We start from the raw sequence: 25,343 nt of genomic DNA on the forward strand, positions 1-25,343 counted from the left end.
AAAACTCCACAATGGCAAACAGGGCTTTGCCCTAACAAATAGTACAATCTGCGTTCTTCAGCCGCAGACCGTAAATACAGGAGGGCATTTCATGGGAAAAATATTTAAAGACGATGCCAGTGTACTGGTTAACGACGATCCGATCGGCAACGAATTCCACCTTTGCGAATGCGGCTATGAGGAATGCCGTCCGACTAAACCTTATGAATTCATCCCGATCGACTACTGGGTCATACATTACTGCATCTCAGGCGAAGGATTCTTTCAGATATTAGACAAACAAAACCATATTCACCCGGGAGATATCTTTATGATCCCTCCACATACAAGAAATAAATATTACCCTGATGCCAAAAATCCGTGGAGCTACCGCTGGATCGGCCTGCGCGGCACAAATGTGAAAAAGGTGCTTGCAAGATGCGGCCTGTCACCGGAACACTATGTCATCCATCATAAAGTGGATCCGCAGCTGGAATCTCTATTTGAAAAAGTCTATGATCACTTCCAGAAGGACCATGAGCTAATGGCACTCGGAAGCGCATACTACCTGCTGGATTACCTCAGCAATAATGTACGCAATGCCCGGCTGGACCATCTTTCACCCGGAGAATTGTATTTTCATTCGGTACTGAATTACATACATAAAAACTATTTTAATAATATCACAGTCTCTGATATCGCTGCTGCCGCTAATATCGACCGGACCTATGTCTTTAAGCTCTTCCAGAAGTATATGGATATGAGTCCCAGCCAGTATCTGCAGCACTACCGGCTCGACAAGGCATGTGTCCTGCTCCGGAAAAGCTCCTTAAGCATAACCGATATCGGGTATGCAGTGGGGTTTCAGCATTCCCCTTATTTTACCAAGCTGTTTACCCAGTACATGGGGGTGACCCCTTCGGAATACAGGAAAGAATTCATGCAGTTCGGCGGTGACGATAACTTTAGCAGCCCTTGAAAAAAGCAGCCATCCGGTTTCCTCGTAAGAAAACCAGATGGCTGTTGTAATCAAGATCTATTTATTTTAAGCTGCCTGATAAGCGATTCTACTTCGTAACTTTGGCATTCGGATAAATCCTCTCCATCCGCTCATCTGGAAAATGCTCATCAAAGAACTGCCCCACTGCCGTGTGCTGTACCTTCCCTGTCTGCCTCTCTGAATACCTGCCTAATGCAAGTCCGGACATTAGTATATTGATGATCATGAATACAATCATGAGATTGCAGAGAATCTTTCCTGCCCGCATCGGGAGCTTTTCTATCCATCCGCTTAAAACCGGATAAACGGCTTTCATCCAGATCACTGCCGCAATTCCCCAGAAGAAACAGTAAAGGAGGTTAATCCTGCCCCCAAGGTTAAATGCAAAGTCGCTGTAGTCCCAGAACACTGTCCCGAAGACCAGTTCCGTGAAGACGCTGCATATGTATTCATAAGCCCCGCCAAGCACTGTTCCGAATATGAAAATATAACGGTCGCTCTTATCCCTGTATTTATAAAGAATAGCCGTGAGAAGTCCGCAGGCCAGCCCCCATACAATGCTGAAAGGCCCGTAGACGACACTGCTCCTGCTCATCAGTTCCCCCGATGTGGCAAGGCAGAAAATTGTTTCTACAATATCTCCCAGAAATGCACCGATAAAGAACAGCGAAACGAGTTTGTAGAAGCTGCAGCCTTCGGCGAATCTCTCCGGTTTTACCTTTTCCTTCTCTTCGGCAGCCGCCGGTTCAATCTCCGGAAATGCCTTCAGCATACGGTTCTGTATCCGCAGTGTAAGCGCATTCTCCAACAGCTTCGATGTCTTATGCAGTTCAGCCGTGATCTGGCTGATCCGTTTATTTTTCTTTAACCCCAGAATCGCAATGGACGACCCGGCCGTATCGATTCCCAGCAGGACAGCCGCAGCCCAGACAAGGATCATCCCGGCTAATTCCGGGATCAGTGAAATCAGGCTGTACAGCAGAGGGTTCAGGAATTTGATAGACACTACTGCACAGAGTCCCCATATAACAGAGGTTTTCAGACATACATATCCCTCTATATGGAACCTTTCATTTGAATAGTCCCACCATTTTTTATGGAAAATCTTCTCCATGAGCCGCCCAGTCATGTATTCTATGAATGAGGCCAGAATCAGCCCGCCTAAGAACAGAAAGAAGATGTGGTGCTCAAGCTCCGGCAGAAATACCGCAAATGCCACGGCTCCCGCTCCATAGATCGGACAGAGCGGTCCGTTTACGAATCCCCGGTTAATAAACTTATGTCTTGTTACTGCTGCCACAGCCACCTCACCGCACCACCCGATGAAGGAATAAATGAGGTAGATCCAGAGCAGCTCATATCCTGTATATATCATATTCTCTCCTGTCTTTTGTAGTAATTGGCGTCACCGGTACACCTTTCATTTATGCCTTGAGGGCCTCAAGAAACTTCTCACCATACTTCTGGTATTTTGCCTCTCCCACACCTGATACTTCAAGCATCTCGTCTTTCGACTGTGGCTTCACCGCACACATATGTATCAGGGTCTTATCTGAAAATACAATATAAGGCGGCACTTTTTCTGCCTTGGCAATCTCCATGCGCAGGGCACGCAGCTTCTCGAAAAGCCCCTCGTCCGCTTCTGTCAAATCCGCTCCGGACAGTTTTTTCTTTTTCGCTTTCTTTTCTTTCTTAGCCTTGCTTTCCTCCCTCTCCTTCGCCACTTTCATGATGAGAGGTTCCTCCTGTACGAGTATCTCTTCTGACTGGTCAGAAAGTCTCAGAATCGGATATTCGTCATTGGTCAGTATGAGATATTCTTTTAATGTAAGGTAATTGATAATCTGGCGGAGCCGGTGCACCGGAACCTCTTTCAATATGCCATAGTAAGGATTTTCATCCATGCGGCACCTTTGGATTTTGGCATTGCTGCTGCCATGTACCGTATCAATAATCATGACGATACCGTATCTCTGATGACTTGTTTTCACACAGCCGATGATATTTTTTGCTATGTCACGGATGTTTACATCTTCAAACTGCGTCAGGCAGTTAGAACAGTTTCCGCAGTAATTGGGAGCCTTTTCACCAAAATAATTTAAAATATACTCCCTGAGGCATTCATTTGTAAAACAGTAAAAAGTCATCTTGCGCAGGCGTTCCCGCTCTCTTTCTTTGACAGCCTCCAGCATGCCTGCGTCCATCTCATCGGCCGACTCCTGCTGCCTGTCGATAAAGAACTGGTTTGTTACAACATCCTGCCCGCCATAGAGCAGGATACACTCGGAAGGGAGGCCGTCACGCCCCGCCCTCCCGGCTTCCTGATAATAGCTTTCTATATTCTTTGGCATATTATAGTGGATGACATAGCGGACGTTGGATTTGTCAATTCCCATTCCAAACGCATTCGTCGCAACCATGACCTGCTTCTGGTCGTAGATAAATTCATCCTGATTATGCCGCCTCTGCGCATCCCCCAGCCCGGCATGGTATCTCGTCACACTGATACCTTCGCTTTGCAGCTTCTCCGCCACTTCTTCCACAAGCTTTCTCGTCAGGCAGTAGATAATTCCACACTCATCTATGTGGTCCTTCACATAATCCAGCGTAACCTGATAACGGTCTCTTGGATGCATCACAGAAAACTTGAGATTTTTCCGGTCAAATCCGGTTATCAGAACGGTGGGATTCGAAAGTTTTAAGAGTGAAATCACATCATCCCTGACTAATTTCGTTGCAGTTGCAGTGAATGCGCTTATGACCGGCCTGTCAGGGAGCCGTTCTATGAAATCAATGATTTTCAGGTAACTCGGCCTGAAGTCCTGCCCCCACTGTGAAATACAGTGTGCTTCATCAACACTGAGCATAGAGATTTCCACCTGCCGGACCGCCTGCAGGAAAGAATCTGTAAGCAGCCGCTCCGGCGCCACATACACAATCTTGTACTGTCCTCTTGTCATATTATCCAGTGCTTTATAATACTGGTTCTGGGTCAGTGAGCTGTTCAGAAATGCAGCATGCACCCCCGCCTCATTTAAAGCCGCCACCTGATCCCTCATCAGGGAAATCAGAGGCGAAATCACCAGCGTAATCCCCGGGAATATCAGTGCGGGAATCTGATAGCAAAGGGACTTGCCGCCGGATGTCTGTATAATCCCGAATGTATCTTTTCCTTCCAGAATGCTGTCGATTAAAGTCTCCTGCCCTTCCCGAAAAGTATCATAGCCGAAATATTTTTTTAGTATCTCTTCTTTTGTCATATCTGCTCTACTTTCTTTTTATACGATATATGGATCTTCATCAGAATCCCCGTATGCCTTTCCGGAAATATCCTGAGCTTCATATGTTTTGCTTTTCAAATTTCCCGCGAAGGCGCAGTGCATCATCCAGAGTGTTCTTCCAGCCGTCCCGTTTCAGGTCGACCCGCCATCCCTCTTCTGTCCACTCTGCGTGCACCCCTTCCTTTTCCAGCATCTGCTTCTGCAGATCCGGTGTGGCAAAAGCAGCCGCACCGCTTAAGATCCCCTTCGCATTCACCACACGGTAGGCCGGTACATCTTCACCCGCACGTCCGTGTCCCAGTGCATAACCGACCTGTCTCGCATGTTTCGGCTTTCCGCACAGTAGTGCAATCTGGCCATAGGTCGCTGCTTTTCCTGACGGAATCTCCCTGCATACAAGGGCAACTCTTTTATAAAAATCCATAAAAACTCTCCGCTTCGTTTTCTTATTAATCTACTTCTGGTTCATGGCTTCTTTTAAAAATAATGACTTCTGGTCCTTTGCCCTCATCACGGCCAGAATGCCGTCCAGATGATCATACTCGTGCTGCAGGAGTTCTGCCAGATCACCTTCCAGCTTCATCTCACAGTCCTTCCACTCTTCGTCCTTATATCGGATGATGCATCTCCTGTAACGCTCTACCTTAACGAGCAGTCCGGGAAATGACATGCAGTCGTCCAAGACATCCATCTTTTCCTCATCGGGAAATGACAGGACCGGATTGATAAAAACTGTCGGTTTCTCAAGAAACATGTAGATCACTCTTTTATGTACACCGATCTGCGGTGCGGCAACTGCACGTCCCGCATGGTATTTCTCCCGGAAGTCCATGAGGGTATCGTGTAAATCCACGATCGTCTGCTTCAGGCTCTGGAGTTCATTTTCATGAACCTCCGTGCTTGGTTTATAAAGTCTCTCGTTTCCCAGTAATAGGATCTCTTTTATCATAATCTGTAACCTCTCTGCAAATGTACGCAATCAATTTACCCTTAATTTTTAGTATATAACAGGCCTCTTTAAACTGCAAGGGCAGTGTTTGAATAGCTATTCTGGCAGATATTTGATATAATGGTATCAAATCTAATATAAAAAGGAAGCGATTTCATTGCATGGTTCAATGTCTCAGGATGAAAAATTTCAAATGATGACGGAGGCTCCGATCCCCGGTCTGATCGGGCGTCTGGCTGTCCCTACGATCATCAGCATGCTGATTACCTCATTTTACAATATGGCCGATACCTTCTTTGTCGGCAGGGTAGGCACCAGTGCTACGGCTGCGGTGGGGGTTGCATTTCCCATCATGGCCGTCATACAGGCGCTGGGCTTTTTTTGCGGCCACGGGTCAGGGAATTCGATTTCCCGCAGACTGGGGTCCAAGGATTCAGGCGCCGCCGAACAACTTGCAGCGACTGGTTTTTTCCTTGCTCTTTTCCTCGGCATCGTCGTGATGGGGCTGGGACTGGTCTTTTTAAAACCACTGTGTATCCTGCTCGGCTCGACTGACACGATTCTTCCTTATACCGAGCAGTATCTCGGGATTATTTTAATCGGCGCGCCCTACATGACCGCCCAGCTTGTACTCAATAACCAGATCCGTTTTCAGGGAAACGCCTTTTATTCCATGATCGGCATCACGACCGGGGCCGTTCTGAATATCGCACTGGACCCGCTCTTTATTTTCGTGTTCCACATGGGAATTGCCGGAGCGGCACTGGCCACGATACTGAGCCAGTTTGTGAGTTTCCTCATGCTTCTGGCCGGAATCCGGATTTCCAAATGTATCCCGATCCGTTTCCGTAATATCCGGCTCCACAAAGACCGGCTTCAGGAAATCATGGGCGGCGGCCTGCCGTCCCTTTTCAGACAGGGGCTGGGCAGTGTCGCTACCATGACGCTGAACATTGCCGCAAATCCCTATGGAGACGCCGCAATCGCAGCCATGTCCATTGTAAGCAGGATCATGATGTTTGCGGGTTCTGCGCTGATTGGTTTCGGCCAGGGGTTCCAGCCCGTCTGCGGGTTTAACTATGGTGCCAAAAAGTTCGGGCGGGTGAGGGAGGCTTTCTGGTTCTGCATGAAAGTTTCCACTGTTGTGCTCTTTTTCCTCTCTATAGGAGGTATGCTTCTGTCCGGGCATCTGATCGGGATCTTCCGGAATGATGCGGATGTCATCCGAATCGGGACTACGGCCCTTCAGTTTCAATGTCTGACCTTTACACTGAACGGGTGGATTATTATGAATAATATGATGATGCAGACGATGGGCAAGACTGTATACGCTTCCATACTTGCCTCCGCCAGACAGGGTCTTTTCTTTATTCCTGCACTGCTGGTCCTGCCCCGGCTGTTCGGACTTCTCGGAATCCAGATGGCACAGGCTGTGGCAGATCTTTGCACCGTCGTAATCACGACCGTACTCTGCAGGATCGTTATGACACAGATGCGCAGGGAAGAACAGGAATATGCCGTTCTGGAACCAGAGGAGTCAGAATAGAAAAGGAGCCTGACAAATCAGAACTTTATCTGATTCATCAGGCTCCTCTCCTTTTTTCACCATTTTACGCACTCACCCCGCCGACCGTAATTCTCGGCATCCAGAGGAACTTTGCCATTCCAAGAGTAATCGTGTTAGAATAGTTTAGCCCGCTCTCCGGCAGATACACATCTCCCTTTTCACTTGAAACACGCTTATAGCCCTTTTCCTCAAGCTTTTCACCTTCATTGGCAAACCTTGCCAATATCTCCATATAGGATCCGCCTCAAGTATTGCACATCTCAGCATACAGGACAATGTCTTTTAGGTCCTTCTCATCCATGTACTCTTTTAGTTTATCATCCAATATAACATTCATATAAAATCCTCCTTCGCTTTAATATGTTTTTATCATACCCAACCAGAAGAAGAAGTTCCGTGATTAAGTCACAATAAATATAAAAAGTTTCGCTTGCGAAACTCGCGCCTGCGGCGGTCGCATCGCGACATCTACCACTTACGCCGCAGTGTGCATCCCGCCGGGAGGGTTTATACACTTCACCCTTGACATTCATTTGATTCATGATATACTAAAAACCAAGTTGAATCATATACGCAAAGCTATGACAGGAAGAGTAGGATAATCGATCATTCAGAGAGGGATGTATTTGGTGTGAGCATCTCATGGGACTTTATCTGAAGACCACCCTGGAGCGGCCCTAATCAGGCCCGGCCGACACCGTTACCGTCTAATTGAGTGGCACTTGCAAAAAGGGTGGAACCGCGGTATGAAAGTCTATCGTCCCTGAACAATCGGAAGAAATTGTTCAGGGACTTTTTTATGTTGAAAGGAGAAAAATAGAATGAAGATTACATTAAAAGATGGTTCTGTAAAGGAATATGAAGAGAGTAAATCGGTGATAGATGTTGCGTTTGACATCAGTGAGGGGCTGGCAAGGGCGGCCTGTGCCGGGGAAGTGAATGGGGAAGTTGTGGATATGAGGACAGTGATTGACTGTGACTGTACTTTAAACATTCTTACAGCCAGAGATGAAGCCGGGCTTCGGGTTGTCCGCCATACTTGCTCCCATGTGCTGGCGGAGGCTGTGAAGAATCTGTTCCCGGATGCAAAGCTGGCGATCGGGCCGGCGATTGATACGGGGTATTATTATGATTTTGATTCCGCACCGTTTTCAAGGGAAGATCTGGATAAGATCGAAAAGGAGATGAAAAAGATCATCAAGAAGGGGGCGAAGTTGGAACGTTTTACACTTCCCCGTGATGAAGCCATTGCCTTTATGGAGGAGAAGGGGGAACCTTACAAAGTGGAGCTGATCCGCGACCTTCCGGAAGATGCTGTGATTTCGTTCTACAGGCAGGGGGATTTTGTGGATCTGTGTGCGGGTCCTCATCTGATGAGTACGAAGGGCATAAAGGCATTTAAACTGACTTCTTCCTCCGGTGCATACTGGAGGGGTGATTCCAATAACGCGATGCTCCAGAGAATCTATGGCAGCGCCTTTGCTACAAAGGATGAACTGAATGATTATCTTGTTTATCTGGAAGAAGTCAGAAAACGTGACCACAATAAACTGGGCCGGGAGATGGAATTATTCACAACTGTCGACGTAATCGGACAGGGACTCCCCCTTCTGATGCCTAAGGGCGCCAAAATCATCCAGACTCTCCAGAGATGGATCGAAGACGAAGAGGATAACAACTGGGGCTATATCCGCACGAAAACCCCGCTGATGGCGAAAAGTGACCTGTACAAGATTTCCGGCCACTGGGATCATTACAAGGACGGCATGTTCGTGCTCGGTGATGAAGAAAAAGACAAAGAAGTTTTCGCACTGCGTCCGATGACCTGCCCGTTCCAGTATTATGTATATAAAGCGAGCCAGAAATCTTACCGCGACCTGCCGCTGCGTTACAGTGAGACTTCAACTCTGTTCAGAAATGAAGACTCCGGAGAAATGCACGGACTGACCCGTGTCCGCCAGTTTACGATCTCCGAAGGGCACCTGATTGTCCGCCCGGACCAGATGGTGGAAGAATTCAAGGGCTGCCTTGCGCTGGCGAAACAATGTCTGACAACGCTCGGACTTCAGGATGACGTAACTTACCACCTTTCAAAATGGGATCCAGAAAACACCGGAAAATACATCGGTGATGCTGAAGTATGGAACCAGACTGAGGAACACATCCGCCAAATCTTAATCGAACTGGATGTCCCGTTTGTGGAAGATGTCGGGGAAGCTGCATTCTACGGCCCGAAAGTCGATATCAATGCGAAAAATGTATATGGCAAAGAAGATACCATGATCACAATACAGTGGGATGCACTGCTTGCGGAGCAGTTTGACATGTATTATATCGACCAGAACGGCGACAAGGTCCGTCCTTATATCATACACAGAACTTCCATCGGCTGCTACGAAAGAACTCTGGCATGGCTGATCGAAAAATATGCAGGCATGTTCCCGACATGGCTCTGCCCGGAACAGGTCCGCATCCTCCCTGTTTCCGACAAGTATCTGGATTACGCGGCCAACGTAGAAAAAGAACTGAAAGCAAATGGCGTCCTGAGCACTGTCGACGGGCGTTCCGAAAAAATTGGCTACAAAATCCGCGAAGCAAGGCTTGCTAAAATACCATATATGCTCATTGTAGGAGAAAAGGAAGAAAATGATGGCACCGTTTCTGTAAGAAGCCGTTTCTTAGGAGACGAAGGTGCAAAAGATTTGCAGGAATTCATCGACGCCATCTGTAAAGAAATCAGGACAAAAGAGATTCGTAAAATAGAAGTTCAGGAACAAAAATAAGATTCATAAAAAATAAACACTGCCGGTCCGAATCCCCATATATACGGCTTCGGACCGGCAGACTCATGTCACATCCCTGTATCTCACGTATGATTTTCTATCTCACAGGCATCTGGAAGCCCTTCAGTGCTTCATTCAAATACTGGTTGAACGGCCTCAGCATGCGGAATCTTTTCACGGCATATTCGATAAATGCATCTGTATCATCCAGCAGCGCATCTTCAAAATGGTCTTCAATATACCAGCTTTTAAATTTCAGATAATCGGCCATAGGATTCCCGGGATCATAGCCTTTGGGAACATTTTTCAGGGAACTCCCTTCCACTTTGAAGGATTCCTTAAACTGTGGCTCCTCCAGTATATCTGTGAATTCTTCTGTATGTGTGCTGATATAATCGCGCACCATCTTTGTTGCATCTTTAAACATATCCGCAAACAGCCCGCCTCCCAGAAAAGATCGTCCCCCCGGACTGATGAAAAGAAAATCGCCAACCGGAACCGGCAGTTTTCCTCCCGGTGATATATGACAGCGAAACGCAGGGTTATAGGGCGACTTGTCGTGGCTGAACCGGGTATCACGCATGATCTTAAAGGTCAGTTCTCCCGGCTTAAACTGCAGAATCCGGCTGTCATCTTTTCCGAGCTCCAGCATCAGCCCCTCTATAAGCCCTTCAAACTGAGCCACCGCGTCCTGATATTCTGCCTTATGTGCATGAAACCACTCTCTGTTATTGTTCTGTTCTAAATTACTAAGGTATGTAAGAATATTATCTGCCATATTGTGTTCCTCCTAAAATTCCTGAATTTTCTTCATCTGGACGGACTTAAGAACCATTTCCATCCTGTCGCGGATTGTTTCCGGTGTCTGGTATGCAGGCAGTTCCTCAAATACCAGTGAAAGCTCGTCCAGCTTTTCCATCTCCTCCTTACAGGCCGACAGCACATCCTTATCCAATGGGTGCATCCTGACATACTCCAGTTTTTTCGGGTTTATCCGGTGCTGCTTCACCGCATATGCCGTCCGGCGTCTGCAGCTGCACATACCGCCGCCGAGTCCGCAGTACTCTGCCAGAAATGCCGCCACCCTTTTTCTGATCCTTGAAAGCTTCTGTCTGTAGTTCTCCGGTGTCATATCCAGAATTTGACCGGCCGTGCGGCTGTCGATCTTAAACATGGTTCCCAGAATGAAAATGCATCTGCTCTCAGGATCAAGGCACTGCAGCATCACATTGGTACAGGACATTTTCAATTCCTCCGCCAGCTCTTCCCGGCTCTCCTCTTCAATGACCGCATCGGTCTCATCCAATACCGCAAACTTGATATCATTCCCATAAAACTCAAAATCAAGGGGCTGATGTGCAAACATGGATTTCTTATAATTGAGCAGATAATTTACTGCAATGCGGTAGACCCATGTTCCAAATTCACTGTCCCCGCGGAAGGAAGCCAGATTGGTCATAACGCGCACCAGAATATCCTGCGCCGCGTCCTCCGCATCCTGAGTGAAAGGTTGAAAACCCGGTCCCGGATTCCTTCCATAAGTGCTTCCAGTGCCTGTGCATCGCCCTCAATGGCCGCAGCTGCGAGAGCATTTTCGTCTTTCCTATCTTCCTTTGCCATCTCCATATAAACCTCCCATATCTTCTGTATACTGATTCATCTGAATTTTTCCAGATATATTAATTAGACAGCCTGTTTCTTCATCTGTGACAGTTTTTCGAAAACTTTTTCCCCAGTCTGGAAAAAAGCCGGAAAATTTTCCCATCAGAAGAAAAACACCCGTCAGGGACAGCTTTTAGTCCCGGCGGGTGATCCGTATATTATAGTTTAAAATGGTTATAAAAATCTTTCAGGTCCGCTTTCACATCTGCCGGAAGCTGAGTCTTCTTAATCCCCCTGATCGCACCTTCCATCGAATACAGCCGGTGGATGCATGCGGAAGGATCAATGCTCTGAATCTTCAGCCATGCCTGTTTGCTCCCGATCTCTTTTAGCTGCTCGTATGTAGTAATACCAACCTGATTTAACTGTTCTTCCACAACTTCACCTATATTGGGAAGCTTTGATAATTCTCCCATCTTTCTCCTCCTGTTCCTGTATATGTACTGTTTTCATTATAGCTCTAATTTCAGCAATACACCATAGAAGACAGAAAGATTTTACCTGACTTTCCGTTTTAAGCAGTACTGCTCAATCCCCTGAGTAATACCGTCCGCCATTTTCTCCTGAAAAGAAGGATCGGCCATTTGGTTGTCCTCCTGCTCATTTGTCATAAACCCCATCTCCAGAATCACAACCGGAATCTGGCTCCAGTTCATCCCGGTCATGGAATCGCTGATCTGGATCCCCCGGTTTTCAAATCCTGTTGCTTCACAGTATTTTTCCAGAATATCCTGTGCAAGTTCACTGCTTTCACCGTAGAGACTTCCTGCATATGGGTTTTCCTCAGACACCACCAGACAGAGTGCCCCTGTACTCTCGGGGCTCTCACTCCCGTTTGCATGAATTCTTACGCATAAAACGGCGCCGGAATCGTTTGCCTGTCTTGCCCTCTCCTGATTACTCATCGCAGTTTCGTTATTTTCCCTGCTCATTACCACTTCGTAACCAAGCCGGCTTAAGCGCTCTTTTACTTTTAACGCAATATCCAGATTCAGCTGATATTCCGGAAGCCCCGTATATCGCCCGGTTGTGCCAGAATTATTTTTCTGCTTCATCACGCCCGAACCCGGGGCATCCTCTTCCATACCACTCATATCGATTCCCGGCCCCTGATGCCCGGGATCGAGCGCTATGATCATCTTCTCCTGGTGCTCCCCGTCATTTTCTTCGCTCTGTGACCGTACCTCCTGCGCTTCGCCTGCATTCACACTTTCTGTATCAGCAGGGTCCCTCTGCTCCACTTCTTGCAGAGACTCTGTGTGAGCCTCTGTCTTTACTGCCTCTGCCTTCTGCTCCAACTGCCCTCTTGCATACAGGCTTGTCCCCGCCAGCATAGTCATAATAACTGCCGCAGCAGCCAGCAGGAGAAATCCTTTCTTCTTTTTCATACCGTACCCTCCATCTGCAATACGTTACTGCAATACTACTATTATATGCCAATGGGTACCATACGTATGACTTCTATATTTACCGTTACATAAAATCAAAGAGACTCAGCTGTTTCCCGCTGTCTGCATTTTTTCGTTTATCTGCCTTTTCACGCATCACCGCCTGATCCGGCAGTTCACTGATAAACAGGGATTCTTCCCCGGAGGAAGTCAGAATCAGTTCTTCCTTCGCCCTTGTCATGCCGACATAGAACAGCCTGCGTTCCTCTTCCATATCTGTTTTGTTATCCTTTTCAAAAGGAATCAGCCCTTTTCGCACGCCGTAAATAAATGTGACAGGGAATTCAAGCCCCTTCGCCCCATGCAGTGTCATCAGCGTTACGGCTTCACCCGTATACTTCTTCTCCCCACAGCGCTTCAGGTCACTTTCCACACCAAGGCTGAGCGCTTCAAGAAACTCGGGCATGGTCTTATAAAATATCGTCATTCCTGCCAGTTTTTTCATCCCTGCATGCTCTTCCAGCTTCATTTCCCTGATCCATGTCTCCAGAAACTTCTGCGGTTTACCCTTCTTAAAAAGTGGGGCGAACTTATCATACACAGCATTAAAAACACTGTCCGTCACCAGATTTTTATCCAGCTTCCACAGCAGTTTTAAGCAAAGCTTCCTCGAAAATTCATCTTCCGGATTTTCCAGACATTTGAAAAATGCGATACTCCCTCTTACTTCGTCTTCCATCAAGAAGTCTTCACGCCCGGCAGTTACATAAGGAATTCCTTCCGTTCTCAGACATTTTTCAAGCAGTTCGGCCTGCCTGTGTGTGCGGTAAAGTATGGCAATGTCACCAAATCCCCTGTTTTTCTTATTTTCCGCCCCGATTTCCTGCGCATCCAGCATGCCGATTCCGCCTGTCAGCCTGTTTATTTCCTTTGCCGTAAATATGGCCTCTCCCATCTCACCTGCGGCACTTACCAGACGCACCGGATTCTGTACTTTACTGTGCGCTTTCAGCTCCCTTGCATCCCCCGGATTATGGGAAATCAGCCCAGCTGCGGCCTCGACAATGGCCGGGGCACAGCGGTAATTTTCCACAAGACGGATCTCCCGGAGATCTAGGTAATCCCCGGCAAGCCTTGTAAAACATGCTGCGTCAGAACCGCGGAAACCATAGATGGACTGGTCGGGATCACCGATTACAAACAACTCTCTCCCGCCCTTGTTCCATGCCCTAATCAGGCGGTACTGCACGGGGCTGATATCCTGAAACTCATCGACAAGGAGATAGGAAAATCCCTTATCCCAGCCGGGGACGGCACTCCCCTCTTCCATGATTCGCAGTGTCTCAAGAAGCAGGTCGTCAAAGTCCAGCATGTTCTGTTCTCTTAAAATCTGCTGATACAGCTGAAAGCCCCCGTGCCAGTCTTTTCCTTCCGCCTCTAGTTTTATGGCCTCCTCACTTTCCGCGCCTGCTTCTGATTTTTCCAAAGAGATCAGCTTTAGGAGCTGTTTTGGCGTCAGCCCCAGATTTTCCTGTTCTGTAACAGTTCTGGCCGCTTCCAGCGCAGCCATGTCGTCCGCCAGTGAAAACTCCAGCCCCTGTGCCTTCAGGAAACGCAGACAGAGAGAGTGGAATGTTCCGATCTGGAGCTGATTTATATTTCGTGACCTTCCCAGTTGTTTCTTAATTCTCTCCCTCATTTCCCCTGCCGCCTGAGTGGTAAATGTTACAGCCGTGATCTCGGATGGTTTTACCTTCCGCACTTCGAGCAGATATAACAGATGGGAAATCAGAGTCTTCGTCTTGCCTGTCCCCGGTCCCGCAATAACTGCAACCGTCCTGTCGACGGCGCTCACTGCCTGCTCCTGCCTTTCATTCAGTTGATCCGCCGCTGCGGAGTTATTTTCACATTCAGAAACCGGCGTTATCGCCATTCCCTGATTCGCTGCCGCCTGCTCCTGTTCCTTTGCTTCACTCTGTTTCGATGTATTTTCCAATCCTTTTTTCTTTTCTGCCTCTGTACTGATATGCAGGGTATCGAAAAAATTCATCTGGCCGTTCAGACTGTCCAGATCTTCCTGCGTAAATAATTTGATCGTCCCATATTCCCCATCAAATCCAGGAAAACGTTCCACCTTGCCATCACGCAGTTTCTGGATTCCCTCTGCCGCCAGATGTCCTGAAACCTTCCGGATATCTTCGACCGGGACATGTCGCAGAATCTCAAATTCCGGTCCCAGACGGCGCAGCATCTTCTGATATTCCTTCTGTACCTTCGCACTGGCAGCGGAAGCACCTACCGAGGCTCCGATCACCTCCGGCAGCGGCACCAGACTCTCAAACGGCTTCGCCCCGCCGCGCACAAATCCTTCTGGCCTGTCGGCGAGCTGTTCGACCCTGTGTGACACCCCGATTGTCAGTTTCCTCCCACACACCGGGCAGATTCCCCCGAATTTCTCCGTTTCCGCCGGGTTCAGGCAAATACCACATTTCCGGTGGCCGTCAAAATGATATTTTCCCTCCTCCGGGAAAAACTCAATCGTACCGTATAGTCCCCGGCCTTCCTGAATGGCATCCCGCAAACCGGAAAATGACAGCTCAATATCCAGAAGATTCGCCTCCCGCCCCAGTTTGGCCGGAGAATGTGCGTCAGAATTCGAGATCAGCTGGTAGTTATCCAGCGCAGAAACCCGCCAGTTCATAGGCGGATCGGAGGATAAGCCTGTCTCCATCGCGCGGATATGGCCTGACAGGTCACCGAAACACTCCTCCACAGAATCAAAACCCGAAAATGCTCCGAATAGTGAAAAATGAGGGGTCCATATGTGTGCCGGAACATAAACCGCCTCCGGGCACATTTCCAGCATAATCTCCAGAAGGTCATGACAGTCTAATCCCAGTATCGGGCGCCCGTCAGAATGAATATTCCCGATCAGCTCCAGTTTCTTCGCCAGAAGCTCTGCCGCTTCAAGTCCCGGCAGAAGCAGCAGGCTGTGGACCTTCCGCACCCGGTCATGCTTCTTATAAATAGAACTGATTTCCCCCGTAATTACAAAACGCGGCAGCATCATATCTGCCACGGATTCATCCCGTATCCGGTATTCTTCTTTTAACACATAGAGCCCTTCCTCTGCCGGCTCCAGTTTTTCCGCCATCTCTTCCCGCCACGCCGGATGTGTAAAATCCCCGCTTCCGACAATATGAATCCCCTTCCTTCTGGCCCAGAGATCCAGATTCTCCAGGTTACAGTCCCGGCTCGTAGCGCGGGAATAATGGGAATGGATATGTAAATCTGCAATGTACATTCTAACACCTTCTTCTCTAATGTTTCCCCTTCACCAGATCATAGCTCTCCGCAATCAGCTTCTCGACCGTTTCCTCTGGAATACTCCCGTCCAGTATCAGGGAATTCCAGTGTTCCTTGTTCAAATGATAACCGGGAACGATTGACGGAAACGCATCGCGCCAAAAATCGCGCCATTGGGGATCTGCTTTCACATTTACCCAGAGATTCCCCTGCCGTTCAAAGATCCATGCAAATATTTTTTTACTCCTGTTTAAACGGATCACCGTCCAGTTCGGGTCATGAAACGGGTAATCCTCATACGTCCCCGGAAATGTCAGGCAGTATTTTATTAAACTTTTTCGATCCATAACGTTCCCCTCTTCTCAAGATAGTAATTTATAATTATATCGTTCAATATCCATTGAAAGCCAGTCAACCGCGTCCTGCCATGTCGTAAAAACGGTACTTCCCTTTCTCCTCATCAGCTGGGAAAAATAAGTACTGACCACGGACGCGCCGCCCCGGGTCCCCTTCGCCGTCATTTCAGGCTCTACCGGGTACCTTGAAATAATATCAAGATACTCTTTTTTCATATATATCGGATTCCGGCTGCTTAGCAGAGAAATCTTCCCTTTACCGCATCCCGTTTCCCCGCCAGCATCAGGCATCGGATATATCTGAAAAAAGATATCCAGAGCCTTCCTTACCAGTTCCGGTGAACGATAAACACCAAAGGAACAGGACAAAACCGTTTTTTCGCCCCGGTCAAGAAGCGTGCACAGGTAAATCTCTCCGTCTGATCCGGTATGGTATCTGCCAATCCCAACACACAGCCTGTCCGGAAAAGAAACCTGCATAACATCAGTACCGTCCCACATCATATCTGTTGTGCCTGCTGCTGACTGCTCCCCTCCCCAACCAGGTGCTGGACGCAGCTCCTCGTCCTGCTTCCAGCAATAGATCTCCTCCGGAATATTTTCGTAGTCTTCCAGATATAAAATAGGGTTAAAATCCTGAAGTCTCATTTTTCAGTTCCTTTTCTTCCGCTTAAAATTACTCTCCCAAAACTTCTTACTATATTAAAATTCATCTCTGTGCTTTTGAAAAAAATCATACATAAATCTTACATGATCCAGTTCGTTCCATTTTTTCACCTCTGCGTATCTGGAATCAATATCATAAATCCTAGCGTCCAGTGTCCCCAGCATGAATGGCGGATGTGTGGCTATAATGAACTGGCAGTTTAAAAACCTCGACATGTCATTTAGTTTTTCTGCAAGGGCAATCTGGTTTTGGGGACTTAATGAAACTTCCGGCTCGTCCATCAGATATAAGGCATTGGGTTCTATCCAGTCGTCAAACAACTGAAGAGACGTTTCCCCGTTAGAATACTTCTCCTGTGCAAAGGTATCTTCTTTACCGGCCGCCCGTCCTCTTCCTCACCTAATGAATAGCCACACTGCGAACAGAACTCCGTAAAATATCCCCTGCTGCCCCATACCGCAACATCCTCAGTCCCATAGAGGGAAAGCACATTCCCGATAATATTGAGAAGTGTTGACTTCCCGCTGGCATTATTTCCGCATAAAACAGTAATCCTGCCAAAAACAAATGGGTCCCACTCTTTGTCAGCAAAAACATTATATGGGTATATGTTGGGATTCTTCACCTTTCCTCCGGACAGCCTGAAACTGCTTATATAAATCATGTTTGAATGCTCCTCCTGTGATCCCACATCTCTGGCCGGCAAGTATAGGCGTTAACCCGGTATTTATGAAAGCCTGTCATGTTCCAGAATATACCGCAAAAGCCCTTCACAGCCTTCCACAACATCTTTATATGTTCTGTCAAAATTACCAGTATACCAAGGGTCCGCAATATCGCGTGGGTTATCACTGAAATCCAACAGCTTGTGCACCTTATGTTCCGGATCATCTCCGATAATCCGCAGAATATTGCGTATATTCGGATATTCCATGCCTATGATGTAATCATAAGTATGATAGTCCTGCTTCTTCATTTGGACTGCATATTTGCCGGATGTACTAATACCGACCTCTTTCAATTTCTGCACCGTTCCGTAGTGGACCGGATTGCCAATCTCCTCACGGCTGGTCGCTGCTGATGCGATAGAAAACAGATCGGCCATGCCCTGCTTTTGGACCATGTCGCGGAAGACGAACTCGGCCATGGGGGAGCGGCAGATGTTTCCGTGGCAGATGAAAAGTACCTTAATCATAAAATTCTCCTATCACGAAATGCCGTGATATGCCCAGTTTTGCAAGGTTTTATGCGGGTTTCCGGCACTCGTGTCTCTCTCTTTATTTTCTATACAATCTGCCCTAAATGAGCATATCGTGACATTACTTATCCCTGTGTAGTAGTAAAAACGTAGTAGAAAAGGGGTGCATTACTACTCTTGATTTTTGGTGGGGGTGCATCGTTATCATGTACAAACCCGTAAGGGGGTGCAAATTTCTCTTAGGTGGTGCACAAAATAACGATACAATCATGCATTGATTATAGCATCAATCAGTCTTCATAGACAATTTTTATTTTCTCTTAAAATCTCCTATATAACCCTTCAAAAAAATAATGTTTTTCTAGGATAATTTTCTCAAATAAATCTTATTTTAGATCTTTTTACATAAATGCCCAATTAAATTATCATAGTATAATATAATCTCCCTCTAGACAACACATGATAATATATATTCACATGTATTTACTCATTTACTATTGAATTTATTCTTTGCAATAAATCATCAAATATTTTAATATTATTAGCAAACTGTTCAAACTCATTATTTTCGGTCAGAAAATGGTATACTTCACTTAATATATCTATTAAATTTGTTTCAACATTATCTAATAAAATATCCCCTTTAAAATTTTCATCATGTGCTGAACACAATTCTATAAATGTGTAATATCTTCCTACCGCTTGCATCAGGTCATATAAACGCCCTTTGCTGCTATGAATTGAAAAATTTGCCTTGATACCTTCAAGAAATTCATATCTATACTTTTTAAATTGTTTCCAACCTTTTCTGAATTTATATTCTATATATCTCTTATATCCAATTCGCCTAGCATGAAACTCTGTCCAATAGAAAAAAGCATTATAGTATTGCGAATCGAAAAGGGCATTATGGTCACTTATTCCCAAAAAATCCGCATAATCATAATAATCATGTGCATGTGTCAGTTCATGTAATATAGTTCCATGTACTTCATCCAGATCTTTTTGAGGTAAAACTTGCTTAGATAAAGCTACTAACGTTGTTTTATATCTTGTCGGGGCAAAAATTACCGTTCCATTTACCTTATTGAGTTCTGTCCCCGCTCTCATTACTGCATCTTTTTGTACATCGCACATATCATATTCAAGCACTTTTGCATAGACATCGTCAACCATAGCAGTATCAATATTTCGTTGTTCATCATATTCCCGTATATGATTATAAAAGTATTGCAATTCTTCTTTTAATATATTACTTAAAATGGTATTTGAATCCATATTCGCCTCTCCCTGTTATTATAATTTTTCAACATTAATGCAATTATAAGCCATATAAACCCTTATAATCAAGGCAGCAAATGGAAATACTTGTATTTAATTAATCCTAAGAAAGCCGGAAGTTTTTTCTCCCGGCTCGTCAACTTATATTATTTTATTTCATATCACCTTGAACATATTCTTTTTCAACGGCTTTTCTTTTTCCTCACCACCCATTTCTTCTCGTGCCTTTTCCAGCTTCTCCATACGCTTCATTTCCTCTGCTGCATCTTCCATTCCCAAATGAGTGTAGGTATTTAAAGTGACTCCGATATCTGAATGTCCCATCAAATGTCATCTACTGGTCGATGCTTGCTTTTCTCTTATTGAAACAATCTAACGATTGCCACACTATTCAACGATACCTCTCCGCACCTTACAACGATTCCCTCCACACCAGTAGTTTTCCCCTCCGTCATTCGTAGTCTTTCCGTAGTCCGACATTTCCGACAAGGGAAAATATGCCCCGTGTTGTCGACACTATACCAACTTATGCCTTGCACACCACTTTCCTGCCGTGGCAGATAAATAGTATTTTTATCATAATCCTTAATCTCCCTCATATCTTAAAAACATTGTCTTCCCGAATTCTCAATTACTTTATTACGTACTTAGTACCTCTTCCCCTACCCTCAACTTTTATGACACCTTTTTGTCCCATATCTTTCAACAACTGTGTTGTCTTTGATTTACCAAACGGGGCATACGGTGCAATTTCGCTAATTGATTTTAACATTGTCTTACTTAAAATTTTATATATCTTTCTCTCATCTTCCGTTAAATTTAAATTCTCCTCAAATACCGGAAGTACCATCTTAATTGTATTTTCTGATATTTGAAATTCTGGTTTTTTCAATCCCTCTTCATAGAGTTGTTTTATTCTTATAATTCCTGTTCCAAATATCTCAACAAACCCTAATCTATAAAATACATTTGCAAGATTTCTATTTCTTAGAACTGAAATTTTACCTGATAAATATTCTTCTTCCGTTATTCCAGAGGGCAATCCTCCTGGAGAAATAACTTCTATACTATCATCAAACATTAGGACTCTTATTTGTGATTCTGCATCCCACATTCTATGAATCAAAGCATTTGCAATTGTTTCTCGGCATGCAGCTTCTGGTATTTTTACTATCTTCTTTCTATCGGCTCCCTGTATTTCTTCATATTGATAATAATCTCTAAATACATCTAACGTTTTGTCATATACAGCCAATACTGATATATTTTTAAATGTTGCTCTCTTTTGAATGATACTGATACTTTCACCAAATTTTACTATATCAATTCACGGAAAATGATTTTTATCTACCAAAATACCAGCTGCATTATTATATCCATTTAATCCGTCATATAGGTTCAATGTTTTTAATGTATCTTGATTAAATGTTTCGATTTGAATACTTTTGTATAAATTTGATGCAAAACTTCAAAAGCTAAATCCTGTTCTTTATATGGCAACTCTTCAAATCTGATATTTTTCCCTTCCAAAATGAGTTTTGAAAATCCCAGCGTATCTACCTCTATTGTCGCTGTATCATTGCACTTATATGCTTTTGATTTGTATAAATACGGCTTCTGAACACCACTTTTTACGGTAAGCTTTATCGTTTTATCATTATTTTGTATTTCCAGTGTATAATTAGGTTGTGGAGAAATACTATCATTAATTTTATTTTCAATATCCAAACATGCTTGTTTTATGTCCGACACACCTTTAATATTACCAATGTCATCAATTCCAAAAAAATTCTCCTCCATCATAATTCGAAAAGGCACTTACGGTTTTTAAAAACGTGTTTGTAATTGTTTCTTTGGATTCTATTCCCCTTGTTTCACGCATACTATCCATATCCTTTCCATTTTCTTCTTTATATTATATGCAAAGATATGCAAAAATCAATCGTATTTTTTTACAACCGTTTTTTTGTGTATTTATAATTGCAGTGAAAAATCATAGCTCGCAAAATCATTAAATAGATATTCGAGTGATGCCCCTTATTCGTCAACGAATCTGTGATTGCTAACATTGTCGAAAATAATAACATTATTTAATCTCTTTTGTTTTTAAGAGCATAATCAGCTATCAATGATTTTCTTATTTCGCCAATCTTTTTATATAGTATAACTTTGCTTTTCGCTACAAATCACTGCATCCCCCTTCTAATCCACCTCCCCTTCCATATACCTCCTTATTTTTCCAACCAACCCCATATCCGCCGGCAGCCAGTCCAAACTATCCAACGTTTCTTTTGTCAACCACTTCGCTGCCTCATGCTCCTTCAGCACCAAATCCCCCGATTTTATCCTGCATATAAAGCAATCCATCGATAAATGGAATTTGGGATAATCATATTCTACGGTATCCAGTAATTCTATAACTTCAACTTCTGTATCTAGTTCCTCTTTTATTTCTCTTACAACCGCGTCTTCGGATGTTTCATCTGGTTCAGTCTTTCCTCCCGGAAATTCCCACCCATCTTTAAATTCACCATAACCACGTTGTGTTGCAAATACTTTGCCGTCCTCTATAATGATTGCTGCCACTACTTTAATTGTTTTCATTCTATCTCTCCATTTTTTCTATTATCCGTTTACGATATATTCGTAGATATCTTCTCTAACCGGAGTATCTAACGCCCATTCTATTTCTACTGCTGTTTTTTCAGTGTTTGGCATAACAAATTCTTTTACCAGTCCAGTTGGAATCATTCTTCCCAGATAATAGAATTCTTTTGATATTTTATCATCCTTATTTTTTCTCACAAAAAGTTGTACATCGATTCCTCGTTCCTGTGCTTTTAAGAAATTCTGTACATCTTCTGATTCCACGCTTCTTCCACTTTTTGAAATTGCAATCAAACGATTATATCCTGTAAAGTGGTCTTCATATTTGGTGGTATCACTGATATCATCCTGTTTATCGTAATTAATAAATACGGGGAATGTTTTTGTCTTCTTATCATACTTGTAACCACCAATATTTAATGGTACTTCATTTCTTTCCCAGTTCAGCAAACGACAAACATCTTCGTATGTATATTTCTGATATAGCACTAAATCCGTATCTTGATAACGACTGCTATAATTTTCTCTGTATCGGGAAATTCCAAAGTCAACCAGTTCTTCCAAAATATGATAGAAATCCGGATTCTGCAACATTTCTCCGAATGTTTTCGAAACGCAAAAATCTGAACCTTCTTTTTCTAAAAATATGCACTGAGAATAGGTCTTTTTTGCTCCACTAGTTGAAAATTCATTTGTCATCATGTTTACAATATTATCAACACAATTATCATCTATAGAACAGTTATAATTTTCGATTAACGTACGCTTTAAAAGTCCCATTACTCCATGTTGATATTTTAGCAAACGTTTTAATAATTCCAATTCGTGGATTCTTTTACCACTAGCCAGCTTTTTCGATACAAATTCGATTACCTTTTCTTCATCTGCTGACAGGCGGATTGTATATTCCTTTTCATATTTTACAAGAAATTTGTAATAGGATCCCAAACTATTATTATCAAAGATTCTTAAAACATCCATTTCTCCGTATTTGTCAAAATCTGCAAGAGCCGGTATATGTCCCAATTTGTTTTTCAAATTCTTGTAATTTTCATTTATTAACTTGATGTCACTAAAATTTGCATTATCAATCGCCTGGAAAATCCTTTTTCTCGAAATTTCATCAAAATGGATTGTACTTGCTCCCGGGATCACTCGTCCACCTTCCGTGACATAGCGACGAATATTATCCTTATTATAACTGCGATCCCCTGATAGTGCGATTGGAATCATGAAGTTATTACGATAATTTCCAATGAAGTCTAAAACAACTACATACTCTTTATCTTCCGCTTTACGAAGACCGCGCCCCAACTGCTGTATAAAAACAATTGGTGACTCTGTTGGCCTCAGCATAATAACCTGATTAATTTCCGGAACATCTACACCTTCTGAAAAAATATCTACTGAAACAATATAGTCCAGAGCATCCTCCCCCTCATCGCCCGCCAGACGTTCAATAGCCGCTGCTCTAACGGTTTCTGAATCACTGCCACTAAGTACAAGAGTTCTCCATCCCTTATCGTTAAATTTGTTCGATAATTCTTTTGCTTCATCAATTCGACTACAGAAAATAAGGCCTTTTACTCTATCACCGCTGTATCCGAAAAATTCCGCCTGTTTCATAACGTTAAGCACTCGGTCATCCGATGTTAAATATCTAAAATTTTGGACCTTTTCTTCTGTTGTTTTTCCAACATCCGCTATGACATCCAAATCGGTAATACCAAAGTAATGAAATGGACATAATAAATCCTCTTCCATTGCATCTTGTAAACGGATTTCATATGCAATCTGATGATTAAAGATATCATAAATATTCCTGCCTTCGAGGTTATCATCTCGCTTGTCTGGTGTAGCGGTCATTCCCAGCCATAACTGTGGGGTAAAATAGTCCATAATTTTCTTATAGCTATCAGCAGAACTATGATGAGCTTCATCAATGATAATTAAGTCCCATGTATCTTTTTCATACCTTTTTAAAGTCTCGTCTTTACTTAATGTTTGTACTGTTGCAAACACAAAATCGGCATCGTAATCCTGATATTTCCCTGTGACCATCCCCATAGAAACTTTTCCTGCAAATACTTTCCGAAAGGCTTTCATTGACTGCTTTGCTATCTGATTTCGATGCACCAAAAAGAGAACTCGCTTAAATTCCAGTTCTCGTGCCGCAAACGCAGACGCGTATGTTTTTCCTGTCCCTGTAGCCGAAATTAGCAAAGCCTTATCTTCTCCTGCATCGTATATTTTCCGCAAATTATTGATAAATCCAACCTGCATAGAATTGGGCTGCAAACGGAATATTTCCAAAGATGGAACCTCAGCTTGTCTTGCGATTTCCTTTTGTTTCTGTATAATTTTATTTTTTGTATAGACATTCGTATATGCCTCAATAAACCTTTCAAACGGCAGGGACTGCTCCGCATTCCATAGCTGATGAAATTCGGTCACCAGACTCTGCGTATATTCCCCCTGTTCCGCCGAAACGATTTTCGTATTCCATTCATGGTTCGTCGTAAGAGCACTCATTGTCATATTGGAACTCCCGACAATGATTCGATAAATCTCTTCTTTCTTGAAAATATAGCCCTTTGTATGGAATCCCTCTTTTGTATTCCCTGTCACAAACATTTTCAACTCAATATTGCTAAAATTTTTAAGTACTCGAAGTGCCTTAGGGTCACTAAATGTTAAATAATCCGTTGTAAGAATTTTCCCCGGAATACCACGCTGCTCCAATTCCCTTAACGTCTGAAGAAGTGGTGTGATTCCACCCATAGTAATAAACGCTACACTTATAGAAAACTCTTCACACGACAACAGTTCATCCTCAATGGATGATATAACCTTTCGTCCTTCCCTATAATTATTTGACACAAACTGCGGCTTGTATGCCAGATTTGATGAAATATCTTGATTTATAAAGGCTGTTGTTAAGCCCTGTTTCAATTGCACTATTTTTTCTTGACTCATTATAATCACCTGTAAATTAACCTTACAAAATTCATTTTCTCTCTAAGTCTCATATTCAACAGTTTTTATAGTTTTACCAAGTACATACAACAACAGGCAGTCAATTTTTCTCAAAATCAACTACCTGCAATTTCACTACCTTTTAAACACCTGCTAGAATTCTTTTCTGTTCTGATTCTACCACGTTCATATTCTTTACGCAACAAAGAACCTCGTGTTTATCACCATTTATCATGATTAAATTCCCCTCCATATCCGACAAACATCAAATAGGAAAAGAAAATTTCCCCCTTCCATTTTTTCACATTCCGCCCACAAATCCATTTTACAATTCACATTCCTA

At 44.0% G+C, this 25,343-nt stretch carries 25 protein-coding genes and 1 other annotated feature; of the genes, 3 read left to right on the forward strand and 22 right to left on the reverse strand.

Translation table 11 applies throughout. The features are described from left to right. The first annotated feature begins 91 nt into the window (after positions 1-91). Positions 92-958, forward strand: a complete 867-nt coding sequence (locus DWX43_RS15185; RefSeq protein WP_109730108.1) for an AraC family transcriptional regulator — start codon at positions 92-94, stop codon at positions 956-958. Positions 959-1,046: 88 nt separating this feature from the next. Here the strand turns inward: DWX43_RS15185 and DWX43_RS15190 are convergent, their stop codons facing one another. The 4 genes from DWX43_RS15190 to DWX43_RS15205 all read right to left on the reverse strand — a co-directional run bounded on the left by DWX43_RS15190 (position 1,047) and on the right by DWX43_RS15205 (position 5,209). After that, positions 1,047-2,354: a putative ABC transporter permease gene (locus DWX43_RS15190; RefSeq protein WP_118620884.1), complete on the reverse strand. Its 1,308-nt coding sequence runs from the start codon at positions 2,352-2,354 to the stop codon at positions 1,047-1,049. 49 nt (positions 2,355-2,403) lie between these two features. Beyond that, positions 2,404-4,239 (reverse strand): DNA helicase RecQ, encoded by a 1,836-nt coding sequence (gene recQ, locus DWX43_RS15195; RefSeq protein ID WP_118620885.1) that lies wholly within the window; start codon positions 4,237-4,239, stop codon positions 2,404-2,406. Positions 4,240-4,318: 79 nt separating this feature from the next. Further along, positions 4,319-4,684: an MGMT family protein gene (locus tag DWX43_RS15200; RefSeq protein ID WP_118620886.1), complete on the reverse strand. Its 366-nt coding sequence runs from the start codon at positions 4,682-4,684 to the stop codon at positions 4,319-4,321. A 30-nt stretch (positions 4,685-4,714) separates the two neighbouring features. Next, a complete protein-coding gene (locus DWX43_RS15205; RefSeq protein WP_109730104.1) occupies positions 4,715-5,209 on the reverse strand; it encodes a peptide deformylase in 495 nt (164 codons plus the stop codon). A gap of 157 nt (positions 5,210-5,366) precedes the next feature. On the opposite strand from DWX43_RS15205, the gene DWX43_RS15210 reads away from it, so the two are divergent. Then, complete coding sequence (locus DWX43_RS15210; protein ID WP_330405256.1) at positions 5,367-6,755, forward strand: MATE family efflux transporter; 1,389 nt, start codon at positions 5,367-5,369, stop codon at positions 6,753-6,755. A gap of 64 nt (positions 6,756-6,819) precedes the next feature. Here the strand turns inward: DWX43_RS15210 and DWX43_RS15215 are convergent, their stop codons facing one another. Beyond that, positions 6,820-7,008 carry a hypothetical protein gene (locus tag DWX43_RS15215; protein WP_109730103.1) on the reverse strand — a complete coding sequence of 63 codons (189 nt, stop codon included), beginning with the start codon at positions 7,006-7,008 and terminating at the stop codon, positions 6,820-6,822. A 340-nt stretch (positions 7,009-7,348) separates the two neighbouring features. Next, positions 7,349-7,544, forward strand: a binding site (T-box leader). Between the two features lie 53 nt (positions 7,545-7,597). Here DWX43_RS15215 and thrS point away from each other — a divergent pair. Beyond that, a complete protein-coding gene (gene thrS / locus DWX43_RS15220; RefSeq protein WP_118620887.1) occupies positions 7,598-9,559 on the forward strand; it encodes a threonine--tRNA ligase in 1,962 nt (653 codons plus the stop codon). A gap of 97 nt (positions 9,560-9,656) precedes the next feature. Here thrS and DWX43_RS15225 read toward each other — a convergent pair whose 3' ends face one another. The 17 genes from DWX43_RS15225 to DWX43_RS15290 all read right to left on the reverse strand — a co-directional run bounded on the left by DWX43_RS15225 (position 9,657) and on the right by DWX43_RS15290 (position 25,000). Then, a complete protein-coding gene (locus DWX43_RS15225) occupies positions 9,657-10,337 on the reverse strand; it encodes a DUF2461 domain-containing protein (RefSeq protein ID WP_118620888.1) in 681 nt (226 codons plus the stop codon). Positions 10,338-10,349: 12 nt separating this feature from the next. Continuing rightward, positions 10,350-11,018, reverse strand: coding sequence for a hypothetical protein (locus DWX43_RS15230; protein ID WP_330582266.1), 669 nt, complete (start codon positions 11,016-11,018; stop codon positions 10,350-10,352). Beyond that, on the reverse strand, positions 11,015-11,185 hold the full coding sequence (locus tag DWX43_RS27640; RefSeq protein WP_330582262.1) for a hypothetical protein: 171 nt from the start codon (positions 11,183-11,185) through the stop codon (positions 11,015-11,017). Before DWX43_RS27640 ends, DWX43_RS15230 begins: the two co-directional genes overlap by 4 nt. Positions 11,186-11,379: 194 nt before the next feature. Next, positions 11,380-11,637: a TfoX/Sxy family protein gene (locus tag DWX43_RS15235; RefSeq protein WP_109730100.1), complete on the reverse strand. Its 258-nt coding sequence runs from the start codon at positions 11,635-11,637 to the stop codon at positions 11,380-11,382. An 81-nt stretch (positions 11,638-11,718) separates the two neighbouring features. Continuing rightward, positions 11,719-12,609 carry an N-acetylmuramoyl-L-alanine amidase gene (locus DWX43_RS15240; RefSeq protein ID WP_243099326.1) on the reverse strand — a complete coding sequence of 297 codons (891 nt, stop codon included), beginning with the start codon at positions 12,607-12,609 and terminating at the stop codon, positions 11,719-11,721. Between the two features lie 85 nt (positions 12,610-12,694). Next, the gene (locus tag DWX43_RS15245; RefSeq protein WP_118620889.1) at positions 12,695-15,913 is read right to left on the reverse strand and encodes a UvrD-helicase domain-containing protein; all 3,219 of its coding nucleotides are present in this window, start codon (positions 15,911-15,913) and stop codon (positions 12,695-12,697) included. Between the two features lie 16 nt (positions 15,914-15,929). Next, positions 15,930-16,262: an MmcQ/YjbR family DNA-binding protein gene (locus DWX43_RS15250; protein WP_118620890.1), complete on the reverse strand. Its 333-nt coding sequence runs from the start codon at positions 16,260-16,262 to the stop codon at positions 15,930-15,932. Between the two features lie 15 nt (positions 16,263-16,277). Next, on the reverse strand, positions 16,278-16,919 hold the full coding sequence (locus DWX43_RS15255; RefSeq protein WP_118620891.1) for a hypothetical protein: 642 nt from the start codon (positions 16,917-16,919) through the stop codon (positions 16,278-16,280). A 54-nt stretch (positions 16,920-16,973) separates the two neighbouring features. Further along, positions 16,974-17,258 (reverse strand): AAA family ATPase, encoded by a 285-nt coding sequence (locus DWX43_RS27645; RefSeq protein WP_330582263.1) that lies wholly within the window; start codon positions 17,256-17,258, stop codon positions 16,974-16,976. Beyond that, the gene (locus DWX43_RS27650) at positions 17,240-17,602 is read right to left on the reverse strand and encodes a hypothetical protein (RefSeq protein WP_330582264.1); all 363 of its coding nucleotides are present in this window, start codon (positions 17,600-17,602) and stop codon (positions 17,240-17,242) included. Before DWX43_RS27650 ends, DWX43_RS27645 begins: the two co-directional genes overlap by 19 nt. A 63-nt stretch (positions 17,603-17,665) precedes the next feature. After that, positions 17,666-18,133 carry a low molecular weight protein-tyrosine-phosphatase gene (locus DWX43_RS15265; protein ID WP_118620892.1) on the reverse strand — a complete coding sequence of 156 codons (468 nt, stop codon included), beginning with the start codon at positions 18,131-18,133 and terminating at the stop codon, positions 17,666-17,668. 486 nt (positions 18,134-18,619) lie between these two features. Continuing rightward, on the reverse strand, positions 18,620-19,414 hold the full coding sequence (locus DWX43_RS15270; protein ID WP_118620893.1) for a hypothetical protein: 795 nt from the start codon (positions 19,412-19,414) through the stop codon (positions 18,620-18,622). 159 nt (positions 19,415-19,573) lie between these two features. Further along, on the reverse strand, positions 19,574-19,741 hold the full coding sequence (locus DWX43_RS15275; RefSeq protein ID WP_118620894.1) for an integrase: 168 nt from the start codon (positions 19,739-19,741) through the stop codon (positions 19,574-19,576). 307 nt (positions 19,742-20,048) lie between these two features. After that, positions 20,049-20,672, reverse strand: a complete 624-nt coding sequence (locus DWX43_RS27380; protein ID WP_243099327.1) for an ATP-binding protein — start codon at positions 20,670-20,672, stop codon at positions 20,049-20,051. 152 nt (positions 20,673-20,824) lie between these two features. Next, on the reverse strand, positions 20,825-21,220 hold the full coding sequence (locus DWX43_RS27385) for an RNA-binding domain-containing protein (protein WP_243099328.1): 396 nt from the start codon (positions 21,218-21,220) through the stop codon (positions 20,825-20,827). A 399-nt stretch (positions 21,221-21,619) separates the two neighbouring features. After that, positions 21,620-22,021 carry a (deoxy)nucleoside triphosphate pyrophosphohydrolase gene (locus DWX43_RS15285; RefSeq protein WP_118620895.1) on the reverse strand — a complete coding sequence of 134 codons (402 nt, stop codon included), beginning with the start codon at positions 22,019-22,021 and terminating at the stop codon, positions 21,620-21,622. Between the two features lie 21 nt (positions 22,022-22,042). Beyond that, entirely contained in the window at positions 22,043-25,000 is a 2,958-nt protein-coding gene (locus tag DWX43_RS15290) for a DEAD/DEAH box helicase (RefSeq protein WP_118620896.1), read from the reverse strand. Positions 25,001-25,343: the final 343 nt, after the last annotated feature.

The organism is Clostridium sp. AF19-22AC, assembly GCF_003479085.1.
In the GTDB taxonomy this organism is placed as follows: Bacteria; Bacillota; Clostridia; order Lachnospirales; family Lachnospiraceae; genus Faecalicatena_A; species Faecalicatena_A orotica.

Coding starts and splice junctions, on each gene's coding strand:
- DWX43_RS15185 (WP_109730108.1), top strand. CDS start 92: ATGGGAAAAATATTTAAAGACGATGCCAGTGTACTGGTTAACGACGAT.
- DWX43_RS15190 (WP_118620884.1), bottom strand. CDS start 2,354: ATGATATATACAGGATATGAGCTGCTCTGGATCTACCTCATTTATTCC.
- recQ (WP_118620885.1), bottom strand. CDS start 4,239: ATGACAAAAGAAGAGATACTAAAAAAATATTTCGGCTATGATACTTTT.
- DWX43_RS15200 (WP_118620886.1), bottom strand. CDS start 4,684: ATGGATTTTTATAAAAGAGTTGCCCTTGTATGCAGGGAGATTCCGTCA.
- DWX43_RS15205 (WP_109730104.1), bottom strand. CDS start 5,209: ATGATAAAAGAGATCCTATTACTGGGAAACGAGAGACTTTATAAACCA.
- DWX43_RS15215 (WP_109730103.1), bottom strand. CDS start 7,008: ATGGAGATATTGGCAAGGTTTGCCAATGAAGGTGAAAAGCTTGAGGAA.
- thrS (WP_118620887.1), top strand. CDS start 7,598: ATGAAGATTACATTAAAAGATGGTTCTGTAAAGGAATATGAAGAGAGT.
- DWX43_RS15225 (WP_118620888.1), bottom strand. CDS start 10,337: ATGGCAGATAATATTCTTACATACCTTAGTAATTTAGAACAGAACAAT.
- DWX43_RS15230 (WP_330582266.1), bottom strand. CDS start 11,018: ATGACCAATCTGGCTTCCTTCCGCGGGGACAGTGAATTTGGAACATGG.
- DWX43_RS27640 (WP_330582262.1), bottom strand. CDS start 11,185: ATGGAGATGGCAAAGGAAGATAGGAAAGACGAAAATGCTCTCGCAGCT.
- DWX43_RS15235 (WP_109730100.1), bottom strand. CDS start 11,637: ATGGGAGAATTATCAAAGCTTCCCAATATAGGTGAAGTTGTGGAAGAA.
- DWX43_RS15240 (WP_243099326.1), bottom strand. CDS start 12,609: ATGAAAAAGAAGAAAGGATTTCTCCTGCTGGCTGCTGCGGCAGTTATT.
- DWX43_RS15245 (WP_118620889.1), bottom strand. CDS start 15,913: ATGTACATTGCAGATTTACATATCCATTCCCATTATTCCCGCGCTACG.
- DWX43_RS15250 (WP_118620890.1), bottom strand. CDS start 16,262: ATGGATCGAAAAAGTTTAATAAAATACTGCCTGACATTTCCGGGGACG.
- DWX43_RS15255 (WP_118620891.1), bottom strand. CDS start 16,919: ATGAGACTTCAGGATTTTAACCCTATTTTATATCTGGAAGACTACGAA.
- DWX43_RS27650 (WP_330582264.1), bottom strand. CDS start 17,602: ATGATTTATATAAGCAGTTTCAGGCTGTCCGGAGGAAAGGTGAAGAAT.
- DWX43_RS15265 (WP_118620892.1), bottom strand. CDS start 18,133: ATGATTAAGGTACTTTTCATCTGCCACGGAAACATCTGCCGCTCCCCC.
- DWX43_RS15270 (WP_118620893.1), bottom strand. CDS start 19,414: ATGGATTCAAATACCATTTTAAGTAATATATTAAAAGAAGAATTGCAA.
- DWX43_RS15275 (WP_118620894.1), bottom strand. CDS start 19,741: ATGGGACATTCAGATATCGGAGTCACTTTAAATACCTACACTCATTTG.
- DWX43_RS27385 (WP_243099328.1), bottom strand. CDS start 21,220: ATGATGGAGGAGAATTTTTTTGGAATTGATGACATTGGTAATATTAAA.
- DWX43_RS15285 (WP_118620895.1), bottom strand. CDS start 22,021: ATGAAAACAATTAAAGTAGTGGCAGCAATCATTATAGAGGACGGCAAA.
- DWX43_RS15290 (WP_118620896.1), bottom strand. CDS start 25,000: ATGAGTCAAGAAAAAATAGTGCAATTGAAACAGGGCTTAACAACAGCC.